Raw genomic sequence first — 26,010 nt, forward strand, 5'->3', positions numbered from 1 at the left:
ATGAGTTATTGCGGGGTGACGGCTATCTCGTTGTAAGCGTCCGTATCGACATAGGCAAGAAAGTTATTCTCCCATAGGCGATACAGCTCTTTTGCATCACGACTACCTTGCATTGGTAGCCAGCCACGATAGGCGACAAAGAACTGCCCGGCCCGAAAATCAAAATCCAAATTGCGCTCAAGCTCTGGGTAGTAGTTTCCCATATAAGCAAAATCGGTGATGTACTCAATGCTCCACGCTCCTGCTGAGGTCTGGCAAATTGCCATCTCAACCGGATGGAAGCCGCCTTCATCCGCGCTGTATGTTTTATCGCGAAAGTTAAACACCAAATAATGGCTGGTGGTCAGCGCTTCATTAATCAGCAAATGAGCGGTGAACTGTTCACTTAGCAGCTTATGCAGTTTCTTCGATATAGGTAGTGTGGATGCTGTGAAGATTAATTTGGACATAGTGAGTCCTCCTTGTTTCAGGATTCAAATAAGAAATAACAGAGTGAGAATTATTGGAACGTGCCGACCATCGTCAGTTGCACGTCATCAAAGACGTTTCTGGAAAGGTGGCGAGCAAAAGCTTTCATCCAGACCGAGAGCAGATCTTTTACTTCTGTGTGGGATAAATCCGTGCTCCCCACATCGGGTTGATAGCACCAGCGATTAGCCAGGTGAAAATACAACTCAGGCTCAACGGTTGTGCTGTTGTCATCGGGATAAGAGAAGCTGGCAAAGAACACCACCAACCAAGGACTAGAGGCTGACTCACGTTTAAGTTGCACCTCAATGGGATGTAAACCTTGTCGATGTCGGTAGTAACTCATTTGGCGGCAGTTGAGCACGAGTCGTTCAGCGTCCTCTGGGAGAGTGTACCGATTCATAAGTGCTTCCAGTGACACATGTAAAGCGTCATCAATAGAAAGCTCACCATAATGTTGACCAATCATAACCACCCCCTTTCAGCAAATGAGGTGCAGGTATCGCCTGTCACGATATGGTCGAGAACGCGAACATCTACCAGCGCGAGCGCGTCTTTGAGTCTTTCGGTTATGCGTCTATCGGCTTGAGATGGCGTTGAGTCACCGGATGGATGATTATGGGCAAAGATTACCGCTGCGGCATTCACTTCTAATACCGCTTTCACCACTTCTCGCGGGTAGACGCTGGCTGCATCCACCGTTCCTTGAAACAGCTCTTTAAACTCAATCAGACGGTTTTGGTTATCCAGTAGTAATAAGGCAAAGACTTCACGCTCATGGCTGCCTAGCTTACAGCGCACATACTCTTTGGTGGCATCAGGATTGGTTAAGGCATCGCCACGTACGTAGCGGTTAGCCAGTATTTCAGCGGCATGCTCTAGGATTTCATTTTCCTGATAGCGTTGCTGCTTGTGGTAATCGGAAGTTTTGGGATTCATTTCGGGCTCCTGTCGGAATCAATGATGGGGTTTCACATTGATGACATATGCCTGAATATTTTTGGATTAAGCCTTGTCGCACCAAGTCTTAACACATTACCGTCTTTTTTTACTCCAGCGCTATATCCCATGAGGGCCACAGACATAGGAGAACGTCCCATGAGATTTTTAAAGCTAAAAGAAGTAATGGAAAAAACGGCACCGACTCGTTTGGTGATTTTCCGTAAGATGAATATTGGAGAGTTTCCACAATCAGTGAGTTTGTGGGATAGGGAGATTACCTAGGTGGAAAGCGAAGTGGATGGAAGAGCGTTTGCAAACCAGAGTGGTTGCCATGTATCCAACTAATCAGAGACAATTCACAATTCACAATTCACAATTCACAATTCACAATGCACTGCCCTGAACATTGTTTGCTCCCCAATTTTCCCATATTCTCTCATAATTCAATTTATTTACTGAAGCTTAGAGAAAATACTCAGCAATGGATGACCAAATTTTAACGCTTAAGGAAGTAGCTGCTTACTTGAAGCTGGCAGAGAAAACAGCGTATCGACTTGCGAGTGAGGGAAAACTACCAGGCTTCAAAGTCGGTGGCTCTTGGCGCTTCAAGAAAGACGATTTAGAAAAATGGATAGAGAGCCAAAAGCATGCTTAACAATATCACGCCATACCATGCGAAATATTTTGCGCATGAGTTAACTATCAGACACGCTGAAAATGGTGTTGATAAGCTGTCGCAATCGCTTTTTGATGCAAGTGTCGATCTCAATCCGCACCAAATTCATGCTGCACTTTTTGCACTAAACAACCCTTTAAGCAAAGGTGTTGTGCTAGCAGATGAAGTAGGTTTAGGTAAAACAATTGAAGCGGGTCTCGTATTGTCACAGTACTGGGCTGAGCGTAAACGTCGCATTCTTATTATCTGCCCTGCTTCGCTACGACGTCAGTGGGCACAAGAATTAGCTGACAAGTTTAACTTGCCCTCTCAAGTTCTAGATGCAAAAACTTGGCGTATAAATATTAATAGTGGGCAAGCCAACCCGCTTGCCAATCAATGCATTTCCATTATGTCCTACCACTATGCTGCGCGGATGGAGGCGCAGCTAATGCTGGAGCCATGGGACATTGTGGTTATCGACGAAGCTCATAAATTGCGAAATGCGTACCGTGTTAGCAACAAAATGGGACAAACGTTACGTCGAGCATTGGAAGGCAGTAAGAAGCTATTACTTACTGCTACTCCACTACAAAACTCACTGATGGAGTTGTACGGTTTATCAACCATCATTGACGATCAGATTTTCGGTGATGAGCGTAGCTTTAAACAACAATTCGTTAATAACGAAAGTGCGTTAGTTCACCTTAAACAACGGCTAAATGGATTCATACAGCGTACGTTGCGTAAAGATGTCCTTGAATATGTCCGCTACACCCAACGACAAACGTTGACTGTGCCGTTTACTCCTTCTATTGCGGAAATCGAGCTTTATGAAAGCATTAGTGCCTTATTAGAAAAAGAAGAAAGCTATGCGCTACCTAAAAATCAGCGTCACTTAACTGGCTTAATTCTTAGAAAGCTGCTCGCGTCCAGCTCGCACGCGGTACTTAATACTCTCGAAACGATAAAGCGCCGACTAGTTGACTTAAAAGTACAGGCTAAATCCGAACTCGATCTTATCAGCGAGCTTGTTGAGACTGATGATTTGGGAGAAGAGTACAGTGAGTTTATGTATGACGCACAGAGTGTCACTACTGAACAAGACATTGATTTAGAACTACTTGGTGCCGAAATTGTCGAGCTAGAGCATTACATAGAACAGGCTAAGTCAATCACCACAGATAGCAAGACCCAAGCCTTGCTTACCGCTTTGAATCAGGGCTTTGCCAAAATGGAAGAAATGGAGGCACCTCGTAAGGTCATCATTTTTACCGAGTCCAAGCGTACGCAAGAATACCTAGCTCGATTCCTTGAGGTGAATGGATTTGCCGACAAATTAGTGACTTTTAGTGGCAGTAATAGTCACCCAGAGGCAACCAAGATCTATCAGCAGTGGCTTGTTGAAAACCAAGGTAGCGATAAGGTTAGTGGTTCGCCCCAAATAGACCGGCGTACCGCACTAATTGATTATTTTCGCCATCATGCTGAAGTGATGATCGCAACTGAAGCGGCAGCTGAGGGGGTGAACTTACAGTTTTGTTCATTACTCATTAACTATGATTTGCCCTGGAACCCGCAACGAGTAGAGCAGCGCATCGGTCGCTGCCATCGTTATGGCCAGGAGTTTGATGTTGTTGTTATCAACTTTCTAAATGAAGCGAACCAAGCGGATCAGCGAGTATTAGAGCTACTTACCGAAAAATTCCACTTATTTGATGGTGTGTTTGGAGCATCTGATGACGTGTTAGGTAGCATCGAATCGGGTATTGACTTTGAAAAACGTATCCAACACATCTATGAAACTTGTCGCCAACCAGCTGAGATTGAAGCTGCTTTTGATCAACTACAAAAAGAGCTTGAAACTGAAATCAATCAAAAGATGCGTGAAACCCAGCAACTTTTGCTTGAGAACTTTGATGAAGATATTCATGACTTACTCAAAATCCAGCTTGATGCTGCTCAGCAGCGGCTAGACAAAGTAGGTCGATGGTTTTGGCAGCTAAGCTGCCATGAGCTAGCTGACGTAGCAGAGATTAACGCAAGTAACTATAGCTTAGACCTTAAGCAATCAATCAACAATTCACCAGCGGGTATTTACCAACTAGTTCGTCGTGGCCAACAAAGTAGCACGGATGAGTCAGGTAAACTTCCATATGCGCATATTCTTCGTATTAACCATCCAATAGGCGAATGGGTCATTGATAGGGCGTTGGAGCGGAAACTGCCTGTTGCAAAGATAGTTTTTGACTACAGTAACCATCCAAATAAAATCAGTATGTTAGAACCGTACATTGGTTCTTCTGGCGTACTAAGCCTACAAAGGTTTAGTGTTGAGTCATTGGAGCGTAGTGAGGATCACTTGCTCTTTGCTGCTCAGAACCAAAATGGCGAAATATTACCAAGTGAGGTTTCACAAAAACTGATGCAGCTTAACGGTAGTGTCCAAGGTGAAGTGACAGAACAGGATTTAGTACACCAGTTCCCTGGTTATCAAGTGGCTCTCTCTGACGCGTTTACGCTGGCGCGTCACACGATAGAAAAACAAGTAAACGAACGCAATCTTGGTTTTTTTGAGCAGGAAGTTAGCAAACTAGATGCATGGGCCGATGATTTAAAAGAAGGGATTGAGCAATCAATCAAAGAACTCGATAAGCAGATCAAACAAGTTCGTCGAGAAGCCAAAATAGTGGCAACGCTGGAAGAGAAGCTGAGTTTACAGAAACAACAACGACAACTCGAAAGTCTACGTAACAAAAGTAGGCGAGAACTGTTTGATCGACAAGATGAGGTGGAAGAACGTCGTGAGGTTTTGATTGAAACCTTAGAACAGAAGCTCAATAAAAAAACTGACGTGGAAACGCTATTTACGATCAGTTGGCAATTAAAATAAGGAAACTGAACATTGGCAGCATTACAACCACAATTTCTTGCCCCATTAAAAGACTTGCTTCGGCAGCGTTTTGTGCCGCATTTACCGCCATTGCTTGGGCAAGGTGGGCGAGAAGACTTACCAAAAAAACAAATTTCTAGGGCTTTTAGTGCATTTGTTCTTCAGCAAAAATTCGATTTAGACGTAGTGACTGCGGTAAAAGCTGTGGTGGACGACTATGAAGACCATGGTATCGATGCCATCTATTATCACGAAGCAGACCAAACGCTGTACTTAGTGCAGTCAAAAATGAAGGAAGATGCGCAATTCCAACTGAGCGAAGCGCAGGCATTTATTGAGGGCGTAAAATTACTTTTAAACAAGCAATTTCAACGTTTTAATCAAAATGTAAAAAATCTTCAAGCAGATATCGAAACAGCATTAGATGAGTGCGAACATATTCAACTGCTTGTCGCATACACAGGTAATGGCATTACCATACAGGCAAAAAACTTCCTACAGCCTGCTCTGCAAGCGTTGATTGATGAAGGTGAAGAGCAAATCGAACCTGAATATCAAGAGTACACTGCTGCCGAAGTTGAGCAGGCACTTCGCAGTGAGCATGCAGTCGATGCGGTAAACGAACGTGTCGCTGTCTACAAATTTCGTGTGCAAGAGCAACCACGAAAAGTAGTATTCGGTATTGCCAAGTTAACTGACTTGATTACATTGCACACCACTCATGACCGTAAACTCTACGAGAAGAATATTCGCTATTTTATTGGTGCTGGCAGACGCGGTGTAAATAAGGCTATTAAAGATACCCTTTTACATGAGCCGGAAAATTTTATTTATCTTAACAACGGCATAACCCTTGTAGGAAATACGGTTAAAGTTAAGTCAAATAACCGAAGCGGTGCGAAAAATATCGATGTGAGAGGTCTATCTGTCGTTAACGGTGCGCAAACCATCGCCAGTGCAGCGCAATTTATGCGTGATAATCCAGACGCCGATATCAGCCAAGCACAAGTGATGGTGACGATTATCAACACGGGTAACGATGCGTTTCACAAACAAGTAACCAAAGCGCGTAACTTACAAAATCCGGTTGATTTAGCCAACTTTGCTGCTCTAGATGATACCCAAGAACGCTTGCGCCAAGAGATGAAAATGTTCGGTGTCGAATACCTCTATCGCCCGCAACAAAGCGCAGCGGCTGGTATTCGCAGTATCACTATCGACACCTTGGCAAAAGCGCTGGCCTGTATGCAAGCCGATGTACGCGTGCCTTATCAGCTAAAAGTAGAGCCAAGCAAATTTACTAACCAAGAAAGCGCCGAATACCAAGCCATTTTTAGTACAGATTTACAAGGTGCCGTCGCCATTAACGCGGTGAACTGCTATCTGGCGATACAAGGCTTATGCACGGCTGCGGAACGCGGACATCCAAGCCCAGAAAAACTGGTCTATCGCCATTTTACCTACTGTATAACCACGCTTGTAATGGCGCAGTTTAAAGACGCTATTACTGCCCCTGAGATTTCTGAGCAAGCAGTATTTGAAGGCTTAATCAGCCGTACCTTTGATGAGCTTCGACAGCAATTTTTTGATAGTTTTACAACATTAGCGTTGGGCAGTGTTCCGCACGCGTATTTCAAACGCTTGGGCGATACCGCGAAGTTAATGCAGTCGGTGTGGATCAGCCATTTAAACTTGGCAGAAAACCAAGCAGTGATAGCAAAACAAGAACGCCTTCAGGCTAACGACCCACATAACCAGAATTTATTCAGTTACTTAGCCGAGCAGGCACAGCGCCAGCAGAGGCAAACAACACAAGCTGCCAATCGACAAGAACAGCCAACGTAGTCATTGAGGTGGAATAAAAGGCTAAGTAACGAACACAAAATAAGAGCATAGAAATTATGAGCAAAACCAAATTAGAACTAACCTGGATAGGTAAAAACGAGCGCAAAAAGCTTGAACCGCGCATTTTATTGGAAGACCCAAGCAAGTCTTACCACGCTAGTCAAAAAGTTAGCGATAACGATATTTTTGATAATAAGCTGATTTTTGGAGACAACCTATTGGCGTTGAAGGCGCTAGAGCAAGAATATGCAGGTAAAGTGAAGTGTGTGTTCATTGATCCACCTTATAACACGGGTAGTGCTTTTGAACACTATGACGATGGTATTGAGCATTCAATTTGGTTAACGCTAATGCGCGACCGCTTAGAAATTATCCGTAATTTGCTCAGTGATGATGGCTCGTTATGGATAACCATTGATGACAATGAAGCTCACTATTTAAAAGTAATGTGTGACGAAATTTTTGGGCGCCCGAACTTTATTGCTAATGCCATTTGGGAAAAATCTGACAGTCCTAGAATGGATGCTCAGTTTTTCTCCAGTAGACATGATCACCTGTTGGTTTATGCAAAAAACTTGGATGAAACGAAATGGAATAGGCTTTCTTCCGAAGTACCGAAACACTACAACAAAGTTGATGAGCAAGGTAGAAGATATTATTTGAAGCCGCTGAGAGCTATGGGGGGGCAAGGTGATTCAAGGGAAGCTCGTCCAACGCTATATTATCCAATTGTAGCTCCTGATGGTACGGAGGTATGGCCAGTTCGACAGGATGGTACTGATGGAGCATGGAGATGGACTAGCTCAAAAGTTGAGGCCGAATCAGAACGTATTGAATGGATTAATGGTAAGAATGGTTGGTCAGTAAACTACCGTATTTATGCAGAAGATAATCCTACACGTCCTGTCGAAACGATTTGGTTTAACGCTGATGTAGGATCTAATCGTTCGTCGAAGGCTGAGGTGAAAAAATTGACACCAAAGCAAAAACCGTTTGGCACACCTAAACCTGAGAAGCTGTTAGAGAGAATTATTCACATAGCATCTCAACCAGGGGATATTATTCTAGACTCTTTTGCTGGCTCAGGTACAACAGGTGCTGTTGCACACAAAATGGGGCGTCGTTGGCTGATGGTCGAGTTAGGTGAGCATTGTCATACCCATATTATTCCGCGTTTACATAAAGTTATTGATGGGGAAGACCAAGGTGGTATTTCTAAGTCTGTTGATTGGAAAGGTGGTGGCGGTTTCCGTTATTACAAGCTTGCGCCGTCTTTAATTGTCAAAGATAAGTTTGGCTTGGAAGTGATAAATAAAGAATATAACCCAGAAATGCTCGCCGAAGCCGTTTGTAAGCTGGAAGGCTTTACCTATGCGCCATCGGAAGTGGATTGGTGGGATCATGGTTACTCAACTGAGACTGACCATATTTACGTGACCACACAAAGCCTGTCTGTTGAAAAGTTAGAAGCGCTTTCCGAGGAAGTAGGCAGTGATCGAACTCTATTGGTTATGTGTGGTGCATTTCGCTGTGAGTCAGGTCGCTTTGTCAATTTAACGCTGAAAAAACTGCCAAAAGCAATTTTAGACAAGTGCCAATTTGGTCAGGATAATTATTCATTAAACGTTGCCAATTTAACTGATGAAGCAACGGATGATATCGAACAAGAGCAAGATTAACGGTTAACAAGGATAATTATAATGACCATGGATTTATCAAGCTTAAAACCCGACCAATTACGTGCCATTAACAACGTTATCGGCCGCTTAAGTTTACGTCAGCCGCAGCAAGACTCACTGCGTGCTTTGGCGGCGGCAATTAGTGCTTCTGAACACAAGTTACTGAACCCAAAACGCGATGTGCCAGAATTATTAGAAACCTTAAAAGCGCAGTTTCCTAAGCTCAGTGATTTTGAGCGTGACTTTCCATCACTGTGTTTTGCATTGGCAACGGGTGTAGGTAAAACCCGTTTGATGGGCGCTTTTATTACCTATTTGTATCAGGTACACGGTATCCGCAACTACTTTGTGTTGGCACCTAACCTGACTATTTATGAAAAATTAATCAGCGACTTTTCACCCGCTTCACCTAAATATGTATTTAAAGGCATTACAGATTTTGTGCTGGCACCGCCAGAAGTGATCACCGGCGATAATTATGAAAGCCGTGGCGCACAGGTACAAAGTGACCTATTTGGTTCGGTACGTATTAATGTGTTTAACATCGCCAAAATTAATACAGAAGTTCGTGGTGGAAAAGCGCCACGCATTAAGCGTTTAGCGGAAACCCTAGGCGAAAGTTACTTCGAGTACTTATCGAACTTACCTGACTTAGTGCTGCTAATGGATGAGTCACATCGCTACCGTGCTGATGCTGGAATGCGTGCGCTGAATGAGCTTAATCCTTTGTTTGCTTTGGAGCTAACTGCAACGCCATTTACAGAGTCGGGCCGTGGTCCTGTGCACTTTAAAAATGTGGTGATCGATTACCCATTAGCTTGTGCAATGGATGATGGTTTTGTCAAAGAGCCTGCCGTTGTTACTCAAAGAGGGTTTGAAGAGAAAGTGAGGATAGGACTCGTCGACAAAGATGAAATAGAAACTATCAAACTAATGGACGGTATTCGTTTGCATGAGCAAACCAAAGTGGATCTAACCATTTATGCTCATGAAAATGATGTTAAGTTAGTTAAGCCCTTTATGTTGGTGATTGCCCGTGATACCAACCATGCCGCTGAGCTGCTAGCTAAGCTTGAAGCCGTATTTGAAGGGCGCTACCGTGGCAAAGTGATTCAGGTTGATAGCAGCAAAAAAGAAGAAGAAACCATTCAAGCACTGCTGAATGTTGAACATGTGGATGAACCCACCGAGATCGTCATTCACGTTAACATGCTGAAAGAAGGTTGGGACGTTACTAACCTATATACTATCGTGCCACTACGCGCCGCCAATGCCAGAACCTTAATTGAGCAATCAATTGGCCGCGGTTTGCGTTTACCTTATGGCAAACGTACCGGTGTTGAAGCCGTCGATACGTTAAGCATTGTCGCACATGATAAGTTCCAAGAGATTGTTGATGAAGCCAATGACCCGAACAACCCGCTGCGTCTGAAAACGCGAGTATTAGATCGCCCAGAAGACGATGTAACTAAACAAAGTGTGCAGGTGAAATCGAACCTAGAGCAGCAACTCACTGGTTCTGGCGTAACAGCAACAGGTGCGGATGGTAACCGTGAAGTACAAGAACCTAAGGCAACTTATACTACGCCGAACCAACAAGCCGTTGCCCGCGCTGCATTGGATGTGATTAAGCAATATCAAACGCGCCCTACCGATGCACCAACCAGCAAAGCGTTGTTAACGACAGAGGTAAAAGCGCAGATCACCGAACAGGTAAAAGCGCAGTTAACTCAAGAGCAACGGGAGTTATTTACCGAAGAATCGGTGGATATTGACACGATTGTTGAACAAGTCGCTCAGCTGACTGTGGACAACAGCATAGATATTCCGCGTATTATTGTTTCACCATCAGGAGAAGTACGTACTGGTTATCACCCGTTTGATTTAGATATTGCCGTGATTAAAGGTTTAAAACCAATCGACCGAACGCTAATTCAACAAAGCTTGCAAGACAATCACCAAACTATTCGTGGAGAAGGGGACTCAGGTAACTACGAGCCGGTGAAGCAGAACTACATTTTGAAGAAGCTGTTCGACTATGACGATATTCCTTATGACGAGCAAGCTGAACTTTTGTATGGCTTGGCCACGCAGGCTGTTAATACGCTGACAGATGAAAACGAAGATGATGTGGTTGAGAATATTCTACAAAACCAAAGTGATGCGATTGCGAAGTTAATTCATGCTCAGCTGAACAACCATTTCTTTGAAGAGGCGACTGAGTATGTCGTAGATGTACGTAGTGGTTTCAGTACTTTGCGTGAATGTGCCTATACCATTGCGCAAGACCAGCCGATACAAAATTATCGTGACACTGTGCGCGAAGTTGGCCGAATCAAACAAATGCTCTTTGGCGGCTTTAGCCGATGTTTATACCCATTGCAAAAGTTTGACTCAGACACAGAGCGCCGTTTTGCAGTGATCTTGGAACGTGATTGCGAGAAGTGGTTCAAGCCAGCTAAGGGCCAGTTCAAGATGTATTACAAACGTGGCAGCGAGCACCCTGAATACGTGCCGGATTTCGTTTCTGAAACCGCTGACTATGTATTGATGATTGAAACTAAAAGTACCCAACATCAAAACCAGGATGGTAGTTGGAATGAGGAAGTCACCGAAAAAGCCCGCAGCGGTGTGAAGTGGTGTAGTCATGCTAGTGAATACCTTGCACAACACGGTGGCAAGCCTTGGAAGTACTTACTCATTCCGCATGATGCAGTGAAAGAAGCTAACTCATTAGACTTTTTCGTAGAACGATACCAAGAAAATTAATTAGTAAAATCTAGGCTTCAGTTCAACATTGAAGCCTATATAAATCTAAGTTTTAAATGACTTTCAGTTGTTTGGTACCAGTAACAGAAAGGCTGCCTTTGGCGGCCTCTTCTATATGCCCGTTCCACCAGCTCATCATAGGACGGCGGCGTTCAAGGTAGTCAGTACGGTTATAGGCGCTACGCACTTGATTATCATCGACGTGTGCCAGTGACGCTTCGATCAAGTCACGGTCAAAACCTTGTTCATTGAGTGTAGTACTTGCGAGAGAGCGCAGACCGTGGCTAACCAATCTTCCCGCAAACCCCATACGTTTTAGAGCCATATTTGCCGTTTGGCTGTTACATGGTTTCTTCGGATCGCGATCTGAAGGAAATATGTATTCACGGTGGCCGCTTATCGGCTTAATTACTTCTAATAGCGCCAGCATCTGCTCTGTGAGCGGAATGCGGTGCTCTCTTCTTTTTTTCATTCTCTCGGCTGGAATGATCCATATCTTTTCTTCCCACTAAATCTTACGTCTACTTCCTTTGGTGGAATTATGGGCTGTTATCCTGCCAATTTAAGCCCTTTTCGACTTGCGAGTGATACATTCCCTTCAGCAGAAGCGGTTATATGATCACTCCACCAGCACATGAGTTTTCTGCGTTGCTCAAGATACTCTGCTCGATTATAAGCTTTCCTAACTTCATTCTTATCAACATGAGCTAATGCAGCTTCAATAACGTCAGGATTGAATCCTTCCTCGTTAAGAGTGGTACTTGCTAATGCTCTTAGCCCATGAGAAACCAACTGTCCTTCAAACCCCATTCTTTTTAGTGCCATATTAGCGCTCTGACTATTTACATGACTTTTGGGATTTTTGTTACTTGGGAAAATGAATTCTCTATGACCACTGATTGGCTTCATTATTTCTAAAAGTGCCAAAGTTTGCTCTGTGAGAGGGATTGTGTGGGGACGCTTCATCTTCATTCTTTCCTCAGGAACAACCCACACTTTATTTTCAAAATCGATGTCCTGCCAACGTGCTGTAGCGCTTTCAATTGGCCTTGTCATCGTGTGTAGCTGCCACTCAAGCAAGCAACGAGTAGATAGTGTAATGTTTGCACCAGCTATAGCTTGCATCAACTCTGGTAGTCTTTCTGGTTCGATAGTTACCATATGCTGGCGTTTAGGGGCCGGAAAGAGCTTGGTGATGTCTGCTAGGTAGTTTACTTCAATGTCACCTGACGCTACAGCAAGGCGCATCACCTCGTTGATTATACGGCATAGTCTTTTAACTGTTTCTAAAGTTCCTTGTGCTTTTACTGGCTCAAGAATACTGAGTACCGTTCTGGGTTTGATGTCTTGGATGGGGACATTCCCAAGTTTAGGTAGGATATGTTTCTCAAGAGCACGATAAGCTTTATCTGCTGTTTCTGGTTTTACGCTCTCTTTCTTGAGTGCCAACCATCTATCAGAAAATTTACCAAAGGTATTTTCAAGTTCTGCTCTTTCTTTTAAGAGCTGTTCATCTTTATGCTGCTTAGGATCGATATTGAGAGCTAAAAGAGTTTTTGCTTCAGAACGTCTTTTCCTTGCCTCGGCAAGAGAGACATCAGGAAAACTACCAAAGCTTATGTTGTTTCTTTTTTTTGTTATCGGATGAGTGTATTTCAGAATCCATAACTTTGTGCCATTCGTTTTAACACGCAATTGAAGGCCATCACCATCAGAGAGAGTGTATTCTTTGTCGGATTCTTTAGCTTGTTTAACTTGAGTGTTAGTTAAAGGGACCACTCTTTTTGCCATGATGTACCACCAAAATAGTCGATATTTAGCCGTTGGTACATTCGATGGTACATTAAAACGTGGATGTTACAAGATGAGCATGGACAGCTATAGACAAAGACTGCTTTCTAAGTATTGATTTTACTGGGGTAAATAGACGTCGGTAGACATAGATAGAAGAGAAGATGGTGGCCCCTCCCAGACTTGAACTGGGGACCAATCGATTATGAGTCGACTGCTCTAACCACTGAGCTAAGGGGCCTTATAGGGCAATGATTATAGGGGATGAGGATCTAGCTGTCTAGCCAGTAACGGGTATAAATGCGCTTAGTTTTTATCCACTTAAATCGAATAGATATAAAAAAGGTGAGCTTTAGCCCACCTTTTAATCAATTGTCGAGAAAATAAGCTATCGACTATTCGTCTAGGAAGCTGCGCAGAGTTTCTGAGCGGCTAGGGTGACGAAGTTTACGCAGCGCTTTTGCTTCGATCTGACGGATACGTTCACGAGTTACGTCAAACTGCTTACCAACTTCTTCTAAAGTATGGTCAGTGTTCATGTCGATACCAAAACGCATACGCAGTACTTTCGCTTCACGCGGAGTCAAACCGGCTAGAACATCTTTAGTTGCCACTTTCAGACTGGTTGCGGTTGCAGAGTCTAGAGGCAGTTCTAGCGTAGTATCCTCGATAAAATCACCTAGATGCGAATCTTCGTCGTCACCGATTGGTGTCTCCATAGAGATTGGCTCTTTAGCGATTTTAAGTACTTTACGAATCTTATCTTCAGGCATTTGCATACGCTCTGCTAACTCTTCTGGCAGAGGCTCACGGCCCATCTCTTGTAGCATTTGACGAGAGATACGGTTCAGTTTGTTGATGGTTTCAATCATGTGAACCGGAATACGAATCGTACGAGCTTGGTCTGCAATCGAGCGAGTAATTGCCTGACGAATCCACCACGTGGCGTAAGTTGAGAACTTGTAACCACGACGATATTCGAACTTATCTACTGCTTTCATCAGACCGATGTTACCTTCTTGGATAAGATCCAAGAATTGTAGGCCGCGGTTGGTGTATTTCTTAGCGATAGAAATAACCAGACGTAAGTTCGCTTCAACCATCTCTTTCTTCGCGCGACGAGCTTTCGCTTCACCGATAGACATACGACGGCTGATATCTTTGATGCTTTGAACTGTCAGAGAAGTTTCTTCTTCGATCATTTTCAGTTTTGAAATTGAACGGCGAATATCTTCTTCACTGCGACGAATTTTTTCAGCGTATGGTTTATCAGACGCTAAGATCTCGTCAAGCCACGCATCACTTGATTCATTACCAGTGAATAGCGTGATGAATGATTTCTTCGGCATTTTGCCATACTCAACCGCTGCCTTCATGATAAGGCGCTCTTGAGTGCGTACACGTTCCATTGAAGTGCGTAGCTCTTCAACTAGGTAGTCAAACTGTTTTGGAGTTAGACGGAACTCTTTGAACACTTCTAACACAAGTTCGTGAGCGGCTTGCGCTTTTGAACTTTCACTACCGTATTCATTGCACGCTAGCTGGAAGTTTTGGAAAGTATTACGTAGCGAAGTAAACTTCTCTAGAGCAAGTTCAGGATCAATACCTGTATCTTCTTCCTCTTCGGTTTCTTCGTCATCCACATCTTCGTCGTCTGAATCTGCGTCTTCATCATCAAGATCAGATTCAGCAAGTTCAGAACCGATGTGCGTAGCTGTCGGTGCTGTTGTTTCATCTGCATCTGGATCAACGAAACCGGTAATAAGGTCGGTCAGACGTAGCTCTTCAGCTTGAACTTTATCAAATTGCTCAAGGATGTATGGGATAGTGCCCGGATACTCTGCCACTGCATTTTGAACTTGGTTAATACCATCTTCAATACGCTTAGCAATATCGATCTCGCCTTCACGAGTCAATAGTTCAACAGTACCCATTTCACGCATGTACATGCGAACGGGGTCTGTAGTACGGCCGATCTCATTTTCTACGCTAGATAGCGCAGCCGCTGCGGCTTCTGCAGCATCTTCATCGGTGATTGTATCGTCATCATTCAGTGCAAGATCATCAGCATCAGGAGCAGTTTCTACTACTCGGATGCCCATGTCGTTGATCATTTGAATGATATCTTCGACCTGCTCTGAATCGACGATTTCTGCTGGCAGGTGGTCGTTTACTTCTGCGTAGGTCAGATAGCCTTGTTCCTTGCCTTTAATGACAAGTTGTTTTAGCTGTGACTGCGGATTTTGATCCATAGACGGTATCCAACTTAGTATCTGGTGAAGGAATTAGTATGCGAGTTGCAAACCACACATCTTAACAAATTAATTGATTGCTGACTATCTGAATAGGGTTACGCTTTTAAATCTAGCATTAACGCTAGTAGCTCCCGTCTCTCTTCGGTTGATAAACCGACGCTTCTTTCTTTGGCCTGCAGATTTTCAATTTGCTTTTCAACACACTGGGCAAGAATTTTGTCCAGCGAGTCTAAAAATATATCTTTTTCGTTGTCTTCGTCGAGGGGGATTTCCCACCCTGCTAGACGTGACAATAATGCCTCATGGCTACTATTTCGCCAGCGTTCAAGTAGCTGGCCCGTAGTAATATTGGGATGCTGATGACAATATTCAAGCACTTCCACAAATAAACTTAGACCAGGGACTGTTAACTCTCTCACAGTTGAGAGATCCGGTACCATATCAGCATAGCTCGGATTTTGAATAAGCAAAGCGATCACCTCACGCATTGGCGTGCGCTTGATCTCTTTATGTGGCTGAGGTCGAGTCTCTGTGTTTTTTTTGCGAGCTTGGCGAAGCCTATTATCAAATCCCGTTCTTTCATCTAAGAGTTTTTCAAGTAACTCTTGAAAATAGGGATCTGGAATCTTGTCGATAAGCGCACTGGCGTGTGCCCTTAGCGCCGACTTACCTTCATGGCTTCCAAGGTTTAACTGATGGATTTCGATCAGGTTATCAAATAGATAGCTTGAAAGTGGAGTCGCCTGCTCAATTTTTTGTTTCAATGCTTCTTTACCGTGTGCACGGACAAAACTATCGGGGTCTTCACCATCAGGTAGGAACAAAAATTTAAGCGTGTTACCGGTTTTTAAATACTGAAGCGCATTTTCAAGAGCGCGCCAAGCGGCTTCTTTACCCGCTCTGTCACCATCATAACAACACACCACGGTATTCGTTTGGCGGAAAAGTAGCTGTATATGATCACCTGTTGTCGACGTACCTAGCGAAGCGACGGAGTAATCCACGCCATACTGGGCCAAAGCAACCACATCCATATAGCCTTCAACCACCAAGATTTGTGGTGGTTCTCGATATGCCTGCATTACTTCATAAAGGCCATAAAGCTCTTTGCCTTTATGGAAGATCGGCGTCTCAGGAGAGTTGAGGTATTTAGGAGTGCCGTCGCCAATAACACGACCACCAAATCCAATGACACGTCCGCGGCGATCTCGAATTGGGAACATCACACGTCCACGAAAACGGTCGTAGCGATTGCCATTATCGTTTTCGATCAGCATACCGCCAGTAACCAACATATCTTGCGTTTGCTGTGTTTGACCAAAATTCTTGCGCACTAAGTCCCATTCATCGGCTATATATCCAATACCAAATTTCTGTACAATTTGACCGGATAACCCACGATCTTTCAGATAATCAATGGCTATTTTGCTTTTAGGCAGTTTGAGCTGATCACGATAAAACTGAGCAATGCTGCCCATAATGTCGTATAGATTACGCTTTTGCTCTGTATTGGCTCGCGGTTGGTTGGATTGAAAACCACCGCCTTGTCTTTGTTCTCTAGGAACGTCCAATCCGAGGTAAGAGGCAAGTTCTTCAATCGCCTCGACAAACTCTAAGCGTTCATACTCCATCATAAAATCAATGGCGTTACCGTGTGCACCACAGCCAAAGCAATGATAGAACTGTTTCTCTTGAGAGACGCTGAAAGATGGCGTTTTTTCGTTGTGGAAAGGGCAGCAAGCGCCGTAGTTTTTGCCTTTTTTCTTAAGTTTTACGCGAGCGTCAACAATGTCGACAATATCGAGTCGAGCGAGGAGGTCATCAATGAAACTACGAGGGATGTGTCCTGCCATAAAACCTTAGAAAAACGCACTAACAAAAAATGAAAGAGTAGATACAAACAAGCCGCGCATTCCGAAGGATAGCACGGCTTGTTGCAATTGATTTGGGAGATTAAGCCAGTTTAGAGCGAACTAAACCACTTACTTTACCCATATCTGCACGCCCTTGAATTTGAGGTTTAAGAACGCCCATTACTTTACCCATGTCTTGCATGCCCGCTGCACCTGATTCAGTAATTGCATTGTCAACCAATGCTGCTACCTCATCGTCAGTGAGTGGTTGAGGCATAAATTCCTCAAGTACGGTAATTTCAGCTTTCTCTGCATCAGCTAAATCTTGACGATTAGCTGCTTCAAATTGAGCGACAGAGTCGCGACGTTGTTTAACCATTTTAGTCAGAACAGCAAGAATGTCGTCGTCGTTCAGAGTAATCTGTTCGTCTACTTCACGTTGCTTAATTGCTGACAGAGCTAAACGGATAGTGCCAAGGCGCGCTTTGTCCTTGGCTTTCATCGCTAATTTTTGCTCTTCTTTGAGTTTTTCAATCAGAGCCATAACTAGAATCCTTTAGGACTTAGTTATTAGTACAGGCGAACGCGACGAGCGTTTTCGCGAGCAAGCTTCTTAGCGTGACGCTTTTGAGCTGCTGCTTTAGCGCGTTTGCGAACTGTAGTTGGTTTTTCGTAGTGCTCACGACGACGCACTTCAGAAAGGATACCTGCTTTTTCGCAAGAGCGTTTGAAACGACGTAGTGCAACGTCGAACGGTTCGTTTTCACGTACTTTAACTACTGGCATATGCCTTTCACCTCAGGGGTTAATTCGTTAATGCTGACTTCACAGTACCTAACTTAGCCGTTAGGTCTACAATCAGCTTGATCAAAAATGGTGCGGAATTTTAATCCGATCACACTGGCTTTGTAAAGTATTTTGTTGGGTAGAGTTTGCACAAAATTTGTTTGAGAAGCTAAGGCGCGGTAAGATTGCGCCAATTTTGAATTTGAGACAAAGACATCCAGGGTAAACCATGCGCATTATTGGTATCGAAACCTCTTGTGATGAAACGGGAATTGCCATTTATGATGATGAGAAGGGACTACTTTCTCACCAGCTTTATAGTCAGGTAAAACTTCACGCCGATTACGGTGGTGTCGTTCCTGAACTGGCTTCTCGTGATCACGTTAAGAAAACAATTCCGTTGATCAAAGCCGCTATGGCTGAGGCAAATCTGACTCCAAAAGATATTGACGGCGTTGCTTACACGGCAGGCCCTGGTCTTGTGGGGGCGTTGTTAGTTGGCGCAACAATCGGCCGCAGCCTTGCTTATGCTTGGGGCGTTCCGGCGGTTCCTGTACATCATATGGAAGGCCACCTACTTGCTCCGATGCTGGAAGATAATCCACCTCCTTTCCCATTTGTTGCGGTGTTAGTGTCGGGTGGACACTCAATGATGGTTGAAGTTAAAGGCATCGGTGAATACAAGATTCTTGGTGAGTCGATTGATGATGCAGCAGGTGAAGCGTTCGACAAAACCGCGAAACTGATGGGGCTCGATTACCCAGGTGGTCCACTGCTATCGAAATTGGCTGAAAAAGGCACGCCTGGTCGCTTCAAGTTTCCACGACCAATGACAGATCGTCCGGGTCTAGATATGAGTTTTTCTGGTTTGAAAACTTTTACGGCGAATACCATTGCAGCGAATGGCGATGATGAGCAAACGCGCGCCGATATCGCCCTTGCGTTTGAAGAGGCAGTGTGTGCAACCTTAACTATCAAGTGTAAGCGTGCACTGGAACAAACGGGATTCAAGCGTATCGTAATTGCTGGTGGCGTTAGTGCTAACCGCAGATTACGTGCCGATCTAGAACAGCTTGCGAAGAAAATCGGCGGTGAAGTTTACTACCCTAGAACCGAGTTCTGTACCGACAATGGCGCGATGATCGCCTACGCAGGTATGCAGCGTCTAAGAAATGGTGAAGTGGCCGATCTTTCCGTTCAGGCTGTACCACGTTGGCCGATCGACCAACTTGAGCCTGTTGCATAATCTCACGATGCACAAATAAAGGTCGCCCTATTGGGCGACCTTGCTATATCTAAGCTCCGAGCTCTTCATTAGCCAAATAATGATAGGCTGCGCTTTTGAAATCATATCTGGAATACAAAAGATGAATAAGTTTGCCATCGATGGCTGTGAAATGGCCTATCAGGATGTAGGTCAAGGACCAGTGATTGTTTTTGGTCACAGTTACTTGTGGGACAGCCAAATGTGGGCTCCGCAGGTTGAGGCATTGAGCCAACACTATCGTTGTATTGTCCCTGAGTTGTGGGCGCATGGTGATTCTGACTTTGCACCTAGTTCAACACGCTCACTCACTGACTACGCTCAGCAAATTCTTGCGTTGATGGATCACCTAGATATTGAAACTTTCTCACTGGTTGGTTTATCGGTTGGGGGAATGTGGGGGACTGAACTTGTTTCACTCGCGTCGCAGCGTGTGAATGCCTTGGTTCTGATGGATACATTTGTTGGCTTGGAGCCTGAAGTTACCCATAAAAAGTATTTTGCGATGCTCGATACCATCAGTCAGGTACAAGCGGTGCCTGCCCCGATTGTAGACGCAGTCACGCCGCTATTTTTTGCCAATAATGTTCAGCAAGATAACCCTCAATTGGTGGATCAGTTTGTTCAATCTCTAATGGCATTGAAAGGTGATAAAGCGGTAGAGGTTGCACGCGTAGGGCGAATGGTGTTTGGTCGTCGAGATCAGATTGAAGATATTGAGAAGTTTGCTCTGCCGGTGCTGATTGCCGTTGGGCAGGAGGATAAACCTCGCCCAGTGTTAGAGTCTTATCTTATGCACGATTGCATTAGTGGTTCAGAATTAATTCAGATCCCGAGGGCTGGGCATATATCGAATCTTGAACAGCCGGAATTTGTCACGGAAATGCTTAAAAATTTCCTAGACAGAATTCACGCTTAAAGTTATTCACCATCCAAAAATAAAGCCTCGTTATGAGGCTTTATTTAATCCATTCTTCTTTTCACCGACTTTAGGTTCAGTACCTTCCAGTAGGCGTTTTATATTCTGATGGTGTCTGAAAATGATCAGGCAGCAGAGCATAGCGACTGGCAGAGTATATTGTGGCTTTATCATCCAAGTGTAGAACGGTGCGAGCAGTACAGTGACAAGTGCCGCGAGTGAAGAGTATCGGAACAAAAAGGCAACACTGATCCACGTAGCAATAATCATAGCGGTCAGATCTAATCCAATAGGAGCGATCGCGCCCAGTGCAGTTGCTACTCCTTTTCCGCCTTTAAAATGGAAGAAAATAGGGTACATATGTCCTAAGCAAGCCGCTATGGCAATCACGCCTAGCATAATTGGATCAATACCTAAAAAGTAACCACCCCAGACGGGTATGGTGCCTTTCAGCATGTCACAGAGTAAGACAGCAACCGCTGCTTTCTTGCCACCGATTCGAAGAACGTTCGTTGCGCCCGGATTGTTCGAACCCACACCTCGTGGATCCGGCAATCTCAAAATACGACAAATTAAAACCGCACTCGAGATCGAGCCTAGTAGATAGGCTGAAATGATCATAACCAGTGCTAGTGGGGTCATAGTAGAGAACTCGTCCGAAACAGGTGTTAGCCAAGCAAGTAACTGATATCATATCGCGCTTGACGCTCTCAAACTACATATGTACGAGGTTTGAGGCAGAAATTGTACGACTTTTTACCTGATTTGGGTATCCGACCTCTAAGGAAGTAACAGATGGACAAAGTATTTATCGAGCAATTGGAAGTAATTACTACGATCGGTGTATACGACTGGGAGCAAGAGATTAAGCAAAAGTTAGTGCTTGATATTGAAATGGCTCATGACAATCGTCCGGCAGGTAAAAGCGATGATGTTGTTGATGCTCTGGATTATGCTCAGGTGAGTTCCGCAGTTCTATCGCATATTGAAGGTGGACGTTTCCTTCTTGTTGAGCGTGTTGCAGAAGAGATCGCTGAGTTGATCATGACCCGTTTCAATGTGCCTTGGATTAAGATTCGTTTAACCAAGCCAGGAGCTGTACCGCAAGCTAAAGGAGTGGGTGTTATCATCGAACGAGGCGTTGCATGATAACCGCTTATGTTGGTATAGGATCCAATATTGATCGACGCAAGCATATTCAAGCGGCGATTGAAGAGCTTAGAGCTCTGGGGCAGGATATTCGTCTGTCGACGATTTTCGAATGCGAAGCCGTAGGTTTTGAAAGCCATGCCTTCTACAACTTAGTGGCAGAGATCAAAACATCACTGACATTGACAGAATTTTCACGTCAATTGAGAGATATTGAGCTGAAATGGGGGCGCGCAGCGGACGCGGGTAAGTTTGAGCCAAGAACGGTCGATCTCGACATTATTTTGTTTGGTGAACAGGTTTCCAGCGAGAAACCGCAATTACCACGCAGCGATATTTTTAAATATGCTTTTGTTCTCCAGCCTTTGATGGAGCTTTGTCCACAACTGGTTGTGCCTCAAGATGGGCGAACGATTGAACAAATCTGGCAGCAATCCAATTTTAATGTTGTTCTAGAGCCTGTTCCAATGTGGTTTAGCTAATAAAAAGATGAGATTTTAATGAGTTACTTTGAAGCCTTTATTCTGGCTCTAATTCAGGGTTTGACGGAATTCTTACCCATTTCGAGTTCAGCACATCTAATTCTACCTTCGGCAATTTTAGGTTGGGAAGATCAAGGTCTGGCTTTCGATGTTGCCGTCCATGTTGGTACGTTAGCCGCGGTGGTGATTTACTTCCGCAATGAAGTTGTTAGTCTTCTTTCTGCTTTCTTTGCCTCCATTTTTAAGGGGGAGCGAAGCAAAGAGTCAAAACTGGCATGGATGATAGTTTTAGCGACGATTCCAGCTTGTGTCTTTGGTCTGCTGATGAAGGACTTTATTGAAATTTACTTGCGTAGCGCATGGGTCATTGCGACAACAACCATCGTTTTTGGCTTGCTGCTTTGGTTTGTCGATAAAAATGCCAAGTTAGTGGATGATGAATATACTGCCGATTGGAAGAAAGCTCTGTTCATCGGTATCAGTCAGGCTTTGGCAATGATCCCAGGAACCTCTCGCTCAGGTGCGACAATTACTGCCGCACTTTATCTTGGATTTACTCGAGAAGCGGCAGCGCGTTTCTCATTTCTAATGTCTATCCCAATTATTCTGCTTGCGGGTGGTTACTTAGGTCTCAAATTAGTCACTAGCGGTGAGCCAATTCATTTCGGCTTCCTGATGACGGGAATCGTTACGTCATTTATTAGTGCATATATTTGTATCCACTTCTTCTTGAAATTAATTTCTCGTATGGGAATGACCCCATTTGTGATTTACCGTTTGCTACTTGGTGTCGGACTTATAGTGTTTTTGACATTGAACTAACGAATTCATTTTCAACATGATCTTAACTAAGACCACATAGCCCAATCTCGCGCCAGCAGCGACATTATGGTATATATGTGGTCTTGATCTTTCTCTTCTTTGATTAATCATATGCGAATTTTTGCACTGACCTTATGCTTGATTCTTGGCTGGCTACAATTTGAACTGTGGTTTGGCAAAAACGGTATTTCAGATTTTCAAGCAGTGAACGCTGAAACGCAGGTTCAGCATCAAGTGAATAACAATCTTCAAGCTAGAAACAATGAAATGTTCGCAGAAATAGACGATTTACGCCAAGGCCTAGATGCTATCGAAGAACGTGCTAGGCATGAGCTAGGTATGATTAAAGAAGGTGAGACTTTTTATCGTATCGTTGGAGAGAATAATTAAATGACGTTAACCTCTTCACTCTCCATCGTGGCGGTGGTTCCTGCCGCGGGTGTCGGCAGCCGCATGCAGGCAGATCGTCCAAAGCAGTATCTCGAAATATCAGGAAAAACCATTCTTGAGCATACCGTTGAGAAGCTCTTAACTCACACATCGGTCGACAAAGTTATTGTCGCCATCAGTGATGATGACCCATATTTTCCTCAACTCAGTTTGGCGAATAATCCAGAGGTGATAAGAGTCTCTGGAGGCAAGGAAAGAGCGGACTCTGTGCTGTCAGCTCTCGATTACATCGAGAGTAATCAGTTAGCGCAGTGGGCAATGGTTCACGATGCGGCGAGACCTTGTGTTGACCTAAATGACATCGATAATCTGATTAAGGTAGCGATTACCAATCAACTCGGTGGCATTCTTGCTACGCCAGTCAGAGATACGATGAAACGAGCGAATGCTCAACAAAATATCGACCATACCGTTGATAGGGAAGCATTGTGGCATGCATTAACACCACAACTTTTTAAAACTCAACCGCTTAGATATGCTTTGTCGCACGCACTAGACCAAGGTGTCCAAATTACTGACGAAGCGTCTGCTATTGAATGGCTTGGGGAGAAGCCAGCTTTGGTTCATGGCCGAGCTGACAATATAAAAATAACTCAACCGGAAGATTTAGCGTTAGCCGAGTTTTATCTGACGAGAAATAAAGGATAACTCATGATTCGAATTGGCCACGGCTTTGATGTACATAAATTTGGTGGAGAAGGTCCCGTTGTTATTGGCGGTGTCGAGGTCCCCTATGAACAAGGGTTGATTGCTCATTCCGATGGTGATGTGGCTTTACATGCTTTATGTGATGCATTGCTTGGTGCGATTGCTGCTGGAGACATTGGTCGCCACTTTCCAGATACGGATGACAAATGGAAAGGCGCCAACAGTCGAGATTTGCTGCGCGATGTGTACCAGAGAGTACGTCAGCAAGGCTATATTTTAGGTAATGCGGATATTACGATTATTGCCCAAGCACCTAAAATGGCGCCTCATATCGACGCTATGTGTCAAGTTATAGCCCAAGACCTTGAGACCGACTTGACTAATATTAACGTCAAGGCAACAACGACAGAACGCCTTGGCTTTACTGGGCGAAAAGAAGGCATCGCAACTGAAGCAGTTGTGTTGCTTGTTAAAGAATAACAAAGCTTATTGAACGTGGGGAGGCGACAGCAATCCTTCGTTCAGTATGGAAAATACTATGTCTGATATTCTATCTTCATTGGCCTACTTAAATGGTAAGCCAACGTCTAAAGGTAAACTAAAAGCCCAACCAGAACATTTCCAAGTTAATGAAGATCTTGGTTTTGAGTTTACTGGCAGTGGTGAGCATTTAATGGTGCGCATCCGTAAAAGTGGGGAAAACACCAGCTTTGTCGCTAACGAGTTGGCAAAGGTGTGCGGTGTTAAATCTAAGGACGTCAGTTGGGCTGGTCTAAAAGATCGCCATGCTGTTACAGAGCAGTGGTTGAGCATTCATCTACCTAAAGGTGATATGCCTGACTTCTCTTCGTTCCTTGCTCAATATCCGAACATAGAGATATTGGCGACAGATAGACATAACAAGAAGTTACGCCCAGGCGATCTCGTCGGGAACCAATTTGTTATCACTCTCTCTGAAGTGACCGATGTCGCTGATGTTTTACAGCGTCTAGAAGCGGTGAGTAAAGCCGGTGTGCCAAATTATTTTGGTAGTCAGCGTTTTGGTAATCAAGGCAATAACCTCATCGAGGCAAGACGCTGGGGACGTGAAAATGTTCGCACGCGTAACCAAAATAAACGCAGTCTGTACCTTTCTGCGGCGCGTTCATGGATTTTTAACAGCATTGTTTCTGAGCGAATTGAAAAAGGTCTATTCACGCAAGCTGTCGATGGTGATTTGATCCTACAAGATAAAGCATTACAAGCCGTTGAACTTGACAGTTTAGAGCGAGTCAACAGCCAGTTGATGCAAGGGGATGTCCAGCTTACAGCGGCTTTAGCCGGTGACAATGAACTGCCTACCAAGAATCAGGCTTTAACGCTTGAGCAACCTCATTTAGATGCGGAACCCGATCTGATGGCATTGATTCGTGGCAATCGAATGCGCCATGATCGTCGTGAAATTGGCTTGATGCCTCAAGATCTGAGTTGGGAAGTCGAGGGAGATAACGTAACGCTGACCTTCTCTCTGGACGCTGGTTGTTTCGCGACAGCGATTATTCGAGAACTCATTGAAGAAATCGAAGTGGAGCGCCAATACCAATGAGCGATAGACGTCTGAGAATATTGATCAGTAACGATGACGGGGTGCATGCGGAAGGGATTCATACTCTAGCAGATGCGCTACGCGATATGGCAGAGGTGACCATTGTTGCCCCTGACCGTAACCGTTCAGGCGCTTCCAACTCTCTGACGTTAGAGCAGCCTTTGCGAGTGAATCAAATCGCTCCACTGGTCTACTCTGTGCAAGGTACGCCGACGGATTGTGTTCATTTTGCTCTTAACGAATTGATGAAAGATCAACTGCCTGATCTTGTTTTAACGGGCATTAATCATGGTGCGAACCTTGGTGATGATGTGCTCTATTCAGGCACGGTCGCGGCAGCGATGGAAGGTCACTTTCTTGGTGTTCAAGCCATAGCCTTCTCTTTAGTTGGCAAACATCATTTTGGAACTGCCGCCAAGATTGCGCGTCAAATGGTTGCTCAGCATGCTCGATCACCGATCCCAACGAACCGTTTACTGAATGTTAATGTCCCTGATGTGACGCCTGAACAGCTGAAAGGCACTGTGGTGACTCGACTTGGTGCGCGCCATCACGCAGAAGCAATGATTAAGCAGAAAGATCCGCGTGGTCATGATATCTATTGGCTTGGCCCTCCAGGCAAAGAACAAGATGCGGGTGAAGGTACTGACTTTTTTGCCATTGAACGCGGTTACGTGTCCATCACTCCGCTTCAAGTCGATCTTACGGCCCATGAGTCTCTTTCGAGTATGGATAATTGGTTAAAGGATAAGTAA

The 26,010-nt window shown here is 44.4% G+C and carries 25 protein-coding genes, 1 tRNA gene and 1 pseudogene; 16 read left to right on the top strand and 11 right to left on the bottom strand.

Annotated elements, in window-relative coordinates:
* Positions 1 to 5: 5 nt before the first annotated feature.
* From ACQEXP_RS10165 to radC, 3 genes are read right to left on the bottom strand one after another with little or no spacing between them, the layout of a single operon-like run.
* Positions 6 to 449: a DUF2787 domain-containing protein gene (locus tag ACQEXP_RS10165; RefSeq protein WP_426969697.1), complete on the bottom strand. Its 444-nt coding sequence runs from the start codon at positions 447 to 449 to the stop codon at positions 6 to 8.
* 50 nt (positions 450 to 499) lie between these two features.
* Positions 500 to 937 (bottom strand): DUF2787 domain-containing protein, encoded by a 438-nt coding sequence (locus tag ACQEXP_RS10170; protein ID WP_426969699.1) that lies wholly within the window; start codon positions 935 to 937, stop codon positions 500 to 502.
* Positions 934 to 1,407, bottom strand: a complete 474-nt coding sequence (gene radC, locus ACQEXP_RS10175; protein ID WP_001961455.1) for a RadC family protein — start codon at positions 1,405 to 1,407, stop codon at positions 934 to 936. The genes ACQEXP_RS10170 and radC overlap by 4 nt, the downstream gene beginning before the upstream one ends.
* A gap of 129 nt (positions 1,408 to 1,536) precedes the next feature.
* Between radC and ACQEXP_RS10180 the strand changes: the two genes are divergently transcribed.
* From ACQEXP_RS10180 to ACQEXP_RS10205, 6 genes are all read left to right on the top strand, one after another.
* Positions 1,537 to 1,692: an AlpA family phage regulatory protein gene (locus ACQEXP_RS10180; protein ID WP_079380305.1), complete on the top strand. Its 156-nt coding sequence runs from the start codon at positions 1,537 to 1,539 to the stop codon at positions 1,690 to 1,692.
* 199 nt (positions 1,693 to 1,891) lie between these two features.
* Positions 1,892 to 2,065 carry a methylation-associated defense system helix-turn-helix domain-containing protein MAD1 gene (gene mads1 / locus ACQEXP_RS10185; protein WP_031777608.1) on the top strand — a complete coding sequence of 58 codons (174 nt, stop codon included), beginning with the start codon at positions 1,892 to 1,894 and terminating at the stop codon, positions 2,063 to 2,065.
* Entirely contained in the window at positions 2,058 to 4,958 is a 2,901-nt protein-coding gene (locus ACQEXP_RS10190; protein ID WP_426969702.1) for an SNF2-related protein, read from the top strand. Before mads1 ends, ACQEXP_RS10190 begins: the two co-directional genes overlap by 8 nt.
* A 12-nt stretch (positions 4,959 to 4,970) precedes the next feature.
* Positions 4,971 to 6,803 carry an AIPR family protein gene (locus tag ACQEXP_RS10195; protein ID WP_426969704.1) on the top strand — a complete coding sequence of 611 codons (1,833 nt, stop codon included), beginning with the start codon at positions 4,971 to 4,973 and terminating at the stop codon, positions 6,801 to 6,803.
* A gap of 56 nt (positions 6,804 to 6,859) precedes the next feature.
* Positions 6,860 to 8,482, top strand: coding sequence for a site-specific DNA-methyltransferase (locus tag ACQEXP_RS10200; RefSeq protein WP_274679754.1), 1,623 nt, complete (start codon positions 6,860 to 6,862; stop codon positions 8,480 to 8,482).
* 21 nt (positions 8,483 to 8,503) lie between these two features.
* Positions 8,504 to 11,251 carry a DEAD/DEAH box helicase gene (locus tag ACQEXP_RS10205; RefSeq protein ID WP_426969706.1) on the top strand — a complete coding sequence of 916 codons (2,748 nt, stop codon included), beginning with the start codon at positions 8,504 to 8,506 and terminating at the stop codon, positions 11,249 to 11,251.
* A gap of 52 nt (positions 11,252 to 11,303) precedes the next feature.
* Here ACQEXP_RS10205 and ACQEXP_RS10210 read toward each other — a convergent pair.
* The 7 genes and pseudogenes from ACQEXP_RS10210 to rpsU all read right to left on the bottom strand — a co-directional run.
* Positions 11,304 to 11,759, bottom strand: a pseudogene (locus ACQEXP_RS10210) (tyrosine-type recombinase/integrase); the annotation flags it as partial.
* Between the two features lie 41 nt (positions 11,760 to 11,800).
* The gene (locus tag ACQEXP_RS10215) at positions 11,801 to 13,042 is read right to left on the bottom strand and encodes an integrase domain-containing protein (RefSeq protein WP_114812638.1); all 1,242 of its coding nucleotides are present in this window, start codon (positions 13,040 to 13,042) and stop codon (positions 11,801 to 11,803) included.
* Between the two features lie 165 nt (positions 13,043 to 13,207).
* Positions 13,208 to 13,283 (bottom strand) — tRNA-Ile (locus ACQEXP_RS10220).
* A 154-nt stretch (positions 13,284 to 13,437) separates the two neighbouring features.
* Positions 13,438 to 15,294, bottom strand: coding sequence for an RNA polymerase sigma factor RpoD (rpoD, locus tag ACQEXP_RS10225; protein ID WP_269377501.1), 1,857 nt, complete (start codon positions 15,292 to 15,294; stop codon positions 13,438 to 13,440).
* Between the two features lie 98 nt (positions 15,295 to 15,392).
* Positions 15,393 to 17,150, bottom strand: coding sequence for a DNA primase (gene dnaG / locus ACQEXP_RS10230; RefSeq protein ID WP_426969709.1), 1,758 nt, complete (start codon positions 17,148 to 17,150; stop codon positions 15,393 to 15,395).
* 100 nt (positions 17,151 to 17,250) lie between these two features.
* Entirely contained in the window at positions 17,251 to 17,694 is a 444-nt protein-coding gene (locus ACQEXP_RS10235; RefSeq protein WP_138971409.1) for a GatB/YqeY domain-containing protein, read from the bottom strand.
* 26 nt (positions 17,695 to 17,720) lie between these two features.
* A complete protein-coding gene (gene rpsU, locus ACQEXP_RS10240) occupies positions 17,721 to 17,936 on the bottom strand; it encodes a 30S ribosomal protein S21 (RefSeq protein WP_001145625.1) in 216 nt (71 codons plus the stop codon).
* Between the two features lie 229 nt (positions 17,937 to 18,165).
* On the opposite strand from rpsU, the gene tsaD reads away from it, so the two are divergent.
* A complete protein-coding gene (gene tsaD / locus ACQEXP_RS10245; RefSeq protein ID WP_426969711.1) occupies positions 18,166 to 19,182 on the top strand; it encodes a tRNA (adenosine(37)-N6)-threonylcarbamoyltransferase complex transferase subunit TsaD in 1,017 nt (338 codons plus the stop codon).
* 121 nt (positions 19,183 to 19,303) lie between these two features.
* Positions 19,304 to 20,119, top strand: coding sequence for an alpha/beta fold hydrolase (locus tag ACQEXP_RS10250; RefSeq protein ID WP_426969713.1), 816 nt, complete (start codon positions 19,304 to 19,306; stop codon positions 20,117 to 20,119).
* Between the two features lie 30 nt (positions 20,120 to 20,149).
* On the opposite strand, the gene plsY is transcribed toward ACQEXP_RS10250, so the two are convergent.
* On the bottom strand, positions 20,150 to 20,761 hold the full coding sequence (gene plsY, locus ACQEXP_RS10255; RefSeq protein ID WP_426969715.1) for a glycerol-3-phosphate 1-O-acyltransferase PlsY: 612 nt from the start codon (positions 20,759 to 20,761) through the stop codon (positions 20,150 to 20,152).
* A 153-nt stretch (positions 20,762 to 20,914) separates the two neighbouring features.
* On the opposite strand from plsY, the gene folB reads away from it, so the two are divergent.
* The 8 genes from folB (at position 20,915) to surE (ending at position 26,010) form a co-directional block, all read left to right on the top strand.
* Positions 20,915 to 21,268 carry a bifunctional dihydroneopterin aldolase/7,8-dihydroneopterin epimerase gene (folB, locus tag ACQEXP_RS10260; RefSeq protein WP_426969717.1) on the top strand — a complete coding sequence of 118 codons (354 nt, stop codon included), beginning with the start codon at positions 20,915 to 20,917 and terminating at the stop codon, positions 21,266 to 21,268.
* Positions 21,265 to 21,750 (top strand): 2-amino-4-hydroxy-6-hydroxymethyldihydropteridine diphosphokinase, encoded by a 486-nt coding sequence (folK, locus tag ACQEXP_RS10265; protein ID WP_426969718.1) that lies wholly within the window; start codon positions 21,265 to 21,267, stop codon positions 21,748 to 21,750. Before folB ends, folK begins: the two co-directional genes overlap by 4 nt.
* Positions 21,751 to 21,768: 18 nt before the next feature.
* Positions 21,769 to 22,572 carry an undecaprenyl-diphosphate phosphatase gene (locus ACQEXP_RS10270; RefSeq protein ID WP_426969720.1) on the top strand — a complete coding sequence of 268 codons (804 nt, stop codon included), beginning with the start codon at positions 21,769 to 21,771 and terminating at the stop codon, positions 22,570 to 22,572.
* A gap of 111 nt (positions 22,573 to 22,683) precedes the next feature.
* Positions 22,684 to 22,962 carry a cell division protein FtsB gene (gene ftsB / locus ACQEXP_RS10275; protein WP_138971402.1) on the top strand — a complete coding sequence of 93 codons (279 nt, stop codon included), beginning with the start codon at positions 22,684 to 22,686 and terminating at the stop codon, positions 22,960 to 22,962.
* Positions 22,963 to 23,670, top strand: coding sequence for a 2-C-methyl-D-erythritol 4-phosphate cytidylyltransferase (ispD, locus tag ACQEXP_RS10280; RefSeq protein WP_426969722.1), 708 nt, complete (start codon positions 22,963 to 22,965; stop codon positions 23,668 to 23,670).
* Between the two features lie 3 nt (positions 23,671 to 23,673).
* Positions 23,674 to 24,150: a 2-C-methyl-D-erythritol 2,4-cyclodiphosphate synthase gene (gene ispF / locus ACQEXP_RS10285; RefSeq protein ID WP_426969724.1), complete on the top strand. Its 477-nt coding sequence runs from the start codon at positions 23,674 to 23,676 to the stop codon at positions 24,148 to 24,150.
* 58 nt (positions 24,151 to 24,208) lie between these two features.
* Positions 24,209 to 25,255 carry a tRNA pseudouridine(13) synthase TruD gene (gene truD, locus ACQEXP_RS10290; RefSeq protein WP_426969726.1) on the top strand — a complete coding sequence of 349 codons (1,047 nt, stop codon included), beginning with the start codon at positions 24,209 to 24,211 and terminating at the stop codon, positions 25,253 to 25,255.
* Positions 25,252 to 26,010: a 5'/3'-nucleotidase SurE gene (surE, locus tag ACQEXP_RS10295; RefSeq protein WP_426969728.1), complete on the top strand. Its 759-nt coding sequence runs from the start codon at positions 25,252 to 25,254 to the stop codon at positions 26,008 to 26,010. Before truD ends, surE begins: the two co-directional genes overlap by 4 nt.

The organism is Vibrio sp. TRT 1302 (assembly GCF_050113875.1).
Taxonomy (GTDB): Bacteria; Pseudomonadota; Gammaproteobacteria; order Enterobacterales; family Vibrionaceae; genus Vibrio.

Bases quoted from the DNA above. Each gene is read 5' to 3' on its own strand.
- ACQEXP_RS10165 (WP_426969697.1), bottom strand. From the start codon at position 449: ATGTCCAAATTAATCTTCACAGCATCCACACTACCTATATCGAAGAAA.
- ACQEXP_RS10170 (WP_426969699.1), bottom strand. From the start codon at position 937: ATGATTGGTCAACATTATGGTGAGCTTTCTATTGATGACGCTTTACAT.
- radC (WP_001961455.1), bottom strand. From the start codon at position 1,407: ATGAATCCCAAAACTTCCGATTACCACAAGCAGCAACGCTATCAGGAA.
- ACQEXP_RS10180 (WP_079380305.1), top strand. From the start codon at position 1,537: ATGAGGGCCACAGACATAGGAGAACGTCCCATGAGATTTTTAAAGCTA.
- mads1 (WP_031777608.1), top strand. From the start codon at position 1,892: ATGGATGACCAAATTTTAACGCTTAAGGAAGTAGCTGCTTACTTGAAG.
- ACQEXP_RS10190 (WP_426969702.1), top strand. From the start codon at position 2,058: ATGCTTAACAATATCACGCCATACCATGCGAAATATTTTGCGCATGAG.
- ACQEXP_RS10200 (WP_274679754.1), top strand. From the start codon at position 6,860: ATGAGCAAAACCAAATTAGAACTAACCTGGATAGGTAAAAACGAGCGC.
- ACQEXP_RS10205 (WP_426969706.1), top strand. From the start codon at position 8,504: ATGACCATGGATTTATCAAGCTTAAAACCCGACCAATTACGTGCCATT.
- ACQEXP_RS10215 (WP_114812638.1), bottom strand. From the start codon at position 13,042: ATGGCAAAAAGAGTGGTCCCTTTAACTAACACTCAAGTTAAACAAGCT.
- rpoD (WP_269377501.1), bottom strand. From the start codon at position 15,294: ATGGATCAAAATCCGCAGTCACAGCTAAAACAACTTGTCATTAAAGGC.
- dnaG (WP_426969709.1), bottom strand. From the start codon at position 17,150: ATGGCAGGACACATCCCTCGTAGTTTCATTGATGACCTCCTCGCTCGA.
- ACQEXP_RS10235 (WP_138971409.1), bottom strand. From the start codon at position 17,694: ATGGCTCTGATTGAAAAACTCAAAGAAGAGCAAAAATTAGCGATGAAA.
- rpsU (WP_001145625.1), bottom strand. From the start codon at position 17,936: ATGCCAGTAGTTAAAGTACGTGAAAACGAACCGTTCGACGTTGCACTA.
- tsaD (WP_426969711.1), top strand. From the start codon at position 18,166: ATGCGCATTATTGGTATCGAAACCTCTTGTGATGAAACGGGAATTGCC.
- ACQEXP_RS10250 (WP_426969713.1), top strand. From the start codon at position 19,304: ATGAATAAGTTTGCCATCGATGGCTGTGAAATGGCCTATCAGGATGTA.
- plsY (WP_426969715.1), bottom strand. From the start codon at position 20,761: ATGACCCCACTAGCACTGGTTATGATCATTTCAGCCTATCTACTAGGC.
- folB (WP_426969717.1), top strand. From the start codon at position 20,915: ATGGACAAAGTATTTATCGAGCAATTGGAAGTAATTACTACGATCGGT.
- folK (WP_426969718.1), top strand. From the start codon at position 21,265: ATGATAACCGCTTATGTTGGTATAGGATCCAATATTGATCGACGCAAG.
- ACQEXP_RS10270 (WP_426969720.1), top strand. From the start codon at position 21,769: ATGAGTTACTTTGAAGCCTTTATTCTGGCTCTAATTCAGGGTTTGACG.
- ftsB (WP_138971402.1), top strand. From the start codon at position 22,684: ATGCGAATTTTTGCACTGACCTTATGCTTGATTCTTGGCTGGCTACAA.
- ispD (WP_426969722.1), top strand. From the start codon at position 22,963: ATGACGTTAACCTCTTCACTCTCCATCGTGGCGGTGGTTCCTGCCGCG.
- ispF (WP_426969724.1), top strand. From the start codon at position 23,674: ATGATTCGAATTGGCCACGGCTTTGATGTACATAAATTTGGTGGAGAA.
- truD (WP_426969726.1), top strand. From the start codon at position 24,209: ATGTCTGATATTCTATCTTCATTGGCCTACTTAAATGGTAAGCCAACG.
- surE (WP_426969728.1), top strand. From the start codon at position 25,252: ATGAGCGATAGACGTCTGAGAATATTGATCAGTAACGATGACGGGGTG.